The organism is Fodinibius sp. (genome assembly GCF_041642155.1).
In the GTDB taxonomy this organism is placed as follows: domain Bacteria; phylum Bacteroidota; class Rhodothermia; order Balneolales; family Balneolaceae; genus Fodinibius.
The window spans coordinates 1-3,326 of record NZ_JBEPWZ010000316.1; the positions used below are offsets into that span (position 1 = coordinate 1).

The 3,326-nt window shown below is 48.7% G+C and carries 3 protein-coding genes and 1 pseudogene; 1 reads left to right on the plus strand and 3 read right to left on the minus strand.

Annotated features, from left to right (window positions below; translation table 11 throughout):
* The 3 genes from ACESLU_RS13295 to ACESLU_RS13305 all read right to left on the minus strand — a co-directional run.
* On the minus strand, positions 1-568 hold a 568-nt coding region (locus ACESLU_RS13295), incomplete at its 3' end, for a tetratricopeptide repeat protein (RefSeq protein WP_372639116.1).
* A gap of 62 nt (positions 569-630) precedes the next feature.
* Positions 631-1,266 carry a class I SAM-dependent methyltransferase gene (locus tag ACESLU_RS13300; protein WP_372639117.1) on the minus strand — a complete coding sequence of 212 codons (636 nt, stop codon included), beginning with the start codon at positions 1,264-1,266 and terminating at the stop codon, positions 631-633.
* Entirely contained in the window at positions 1,263-2,435 is a 1,173-nt protein-coding gene (locus tag ACESLU_RS13305; RefSeq protein WP_372639118.1) for a DUF3419 family protein, read from the minus strand. The genes ACESLU_RS13300 and ACESLU_RS13305 overlap by 4 nt, the downstream gene beginning before the upstream one ends.
* A gap of 425 nt (positions 2,436-2,860) precedes the next feature.
* On the opposite strand from ACESLU_RS13305, the pseudogene ACESLU_RS13310 reads away from it, so the two are divergent.
* Positions 2,861-3,326 (plus strand): annotated as a pseudogene (locus ACESLU_RS13310) (PCRF domain-containing protein); the annotation flags it as partial.

The following is a 3,326-nucleotide window of genomic DNA, read 5'->3' on the forward strand; positions in this document are numbered from 1 at the left end:
CAGGGGCAATTTCCAGGCACTGCTCAAAATAAGGAATCGCCTCCCTATACTGTTCTATATGCTTCAGCATGAAGCCGATATTATTGTAGGCTTCGTAGAATCCGGGATTCAGCTCAATGGCTTTTTTGTAACAGCGTCCGGCTTCAACCGTATTGTTAGCGCGGAGGTGATGGTTCCCCAGGTTGAAGTAGCCCATCGCATCATCCGGTTTGATTTTGGTAATATGTTCAAAAAGCTCCCGTGCTTTTTCCGTCTCATCGGCCAGCTCATAGATATCGGCCAGGTTGTTAAGGGCGGGGACATAGTCGGGCTGAATATCAATCGCATCCAGATAGTGGGTCACCGCCCGTTCAATTTGTTTGAGCTCAAAAAAGGTATTGGCGAGGTTGAAATGCGTTTTAAAGTTCCCGGGATCGGCAGCGAGGGAACGCTGGTAGGCTTCCACGGCCTGATCGTATTCTCCCAGCATGTGATAGCCGATGCCCAGTTCATTGAGCAACGCTGCGTCGTCGGGCGATTCCCTGAGTTCCTCTTCAATCTCTGTAATCTGTTGTTCTATCTGCTCCATAACGCCTCAAAAATACGAAAAGGTTATGTTCTTCTCACAGGAAAAGTGGTTGTGGGTATTGCTTACGGTTTGCCGACAAACTGGAAGTAGGTCCACAATCCCAGGTAAGCCTTTTTGATGTTAATGGCGGCCGGATGAAAATACTTTTTGAGCAGAGGCAGAAGATGTCCGTCTAACTGGACGTGATTAAACTTCATCCACCGTCGGAACCAGGGAAAGGGACTGGTATTAAAATCAACGACAGCGATATATCCATTCGGTTTCAGGTCCTCCAAAATGTGATTGAAGAAGGCGTCGATATGGGGACCAAACATCGTCATCGAGTAGGAAAAAAGTATCAGGTCAAAAGAATTATAGTCAAAGCTATCGCTTGTGTAACGGCCCCGTTTCAGTTCTACCTGCGTCGAATGGCGAAGGCGTCTCCCTGCTTTTCCCAGCATGTCGGGCGAGAGGTCGAGTCCCGTTATCCGGGCATCGGGAAAATAAAATTCCAGTCGCTCAATAGTTGTCCCGGTACCGCAACCGACTTCCAGGATTTGCGGCTCTGAGGGCAGAACCGGGATCATGTCCAGCAGGCTCGCCCGGCCGAACAGGAAACTCCAGCGGGTTGCATCGTAGAGGGGGGCATGAAATCGGTAGTATCGCTCGACTTCATGTTCCTGATTGGAGACGGTATGGAAAGAGGCCGGGTCCATCATTGTACGAGTCCCAGGTGCGTGCTTTCGTAGGTTCCAACCCGGTCGCCGGCCTGGAGACTGTTGGTCAGTCCCGGATGAAAATCGACCCTGTCCCTGACAAATGCGGGCAGAAAATCAATTGAAGCCCCTGCAGAACGAAATACTATTCGCGTACCGGCTTTGGAGTTGGCCAGGATATGACGCCACTCGCTGGCAAGCAGATCCGGTTTGGAGTTCGCCATCCAATCCTGGTGGTCAAGCAGTACAAAGTGCGTATAGGTGCCGGGATGGTTCCTGAGAAATTGCAGCAGGGTCAAAGTATGCGTTTTGATCTTGTGTTCGCGCTTGCGTAATAACTGAAAATAATCCTCGCGCAGGTAATTGGGACAGCAGTCCCGCCGGTATGATCCTGTTAAATACACGCGCCAGAAATAGTTGTCATGAATGGGACGCCCGGTGAATACCCGGCGCAGGGATTGCTGTATAAAATCAAACAGACCCCCGTCGTATTTCTGAGCAATAATATTGCGCTGGGTCGCCGGGACGCCCAGCATGCTGGTGAGCGCATGCTGGCCTGCCAGCCATTTGTGAAAGCCATTCCAGAGTAGCGGCTCAATCTCTTTAAAATAATAGATTTGTTCTTTAATAGTTTGTGCATCAAGGAGTTTCCGTATTCTTGATGAGAGGCCTTTGCGCTGGATCCTCTTGTATATCATTAGCGCAACCTTTCCTGATGTACCGTTGAAGTAGAAACTCGGCTGGGTGGGGGAGGGAATAAAGTAGTCGATATGGTTATCCCAGTACCGCCGGCTGGAAGGAGATAAAAAATGCCTTAGGTCTTGACGATAAACAATTGATGCGCTTTCAATTTTACCCTTTCCAAAGAAATCCCATAAAAGGGGGAAATTCCCGTTTTTGAACAGTGACTGTTTCAGCTCCATCAGCGCATTTTGTGCGGGATTAAGATCCACACAATGGATAAGCCGAGGTCCGTCAAGCAGATAATCCAGCGCATTGCACCCGGCACTGGTGAGCATCACGACCCTGCTTTGCCGGTCGAGCTGCAGCATTTTGCGATCCAGCCGCGGATCCTCCCAGCAGCTGTTATAGACCAAATTATTGGATGTAACAGCGTTAAACAGCCATTCCTGGAGATCGTTAGCTATGCTTGTTATTGATAGTTTTTTCATAACATGTCTAACCTACAAGACCGATATGTATTAGGTGTGAAAGAATTGTAATTTTTTGGTAGAAACAAGTTCATTATTGCGGATTTTTCAACCTGTGGTGAGAAATGCGTGCTAACCCACCAGCAAACCGTTCAGGGTGGTTAACATCCAGATGTGTGGCAGATAACAATGATCCCTTGAGGACAACATATTGGGGATAAGATGTTGAGATGATGAAACAAGAGGTTGGGGCAGAATATCCGCGTATGTCCCTCATAAAAATTTCCATGCAATCCTCAGTGAAATTTGTATCTTTCAGGTGAATAGGAATCGAGCTATGCTGCTATAGTTATAGGTAATGATGACATAAGCAGTGAATCGAAAGCCCTTTATACGTTTAACGGTTAAATAAATTATATACAGGAGTTACTGTGGATCTAACGACGATTAATACCGATCACTTGAAGGAACTGTTTGAGCGCGTGGATGCGCTCAGGGGGTATCTTTGACTACGATCAGCGAAAGGTTCGGATAATAGAGCTTCAGGAGCAGACGCAGAACCCCCATTTTTGGGACGACCCGGAGGAGGCTCGCCGCATCATGAAAAAACTGGACCATGAGAAGACCATGGTAGCCCAGTGGGACGAGCTGGATGAGCTTTGCGACAGTATCCGGGTATACCAGGAGTTCCTGGAGGAAGGAGAAGACGTCAAGGAAGAACTTGAAGAGGAGGCGGGGAGGCTCGAGCGTAAGCTGGAGGCCCTGGAACTGAAGAATATGCTTCGGGGCGAAGATGACCACCGGGATGCTATTCTTACCTTTAACCCGGGGGCAGGGGGGACCGAAAGCCAGGACTGGGCCGAAATGCTGTACCGGATGTATACGCGCTGGGCCAAGAAAAATGATTTTGAC

Bases quoted from the DNA above. Each gene is read 5' to 3' on its own strand.
- ACESLU_RS13300 (WP_372639117.1), bottom strand. From the start codon at position 1,266: ATGATGGACCCGGCCTCTTTCCATACCGTCTCCAATCAGGAACATGAA.
- ACESLU_RS13305 (WP_372639118.1), bottom strand. From the start codon at position 2,435: ATGAAAAAACTATCAATAACAAGCATAGCTAACGATCTCCAGGAATGG.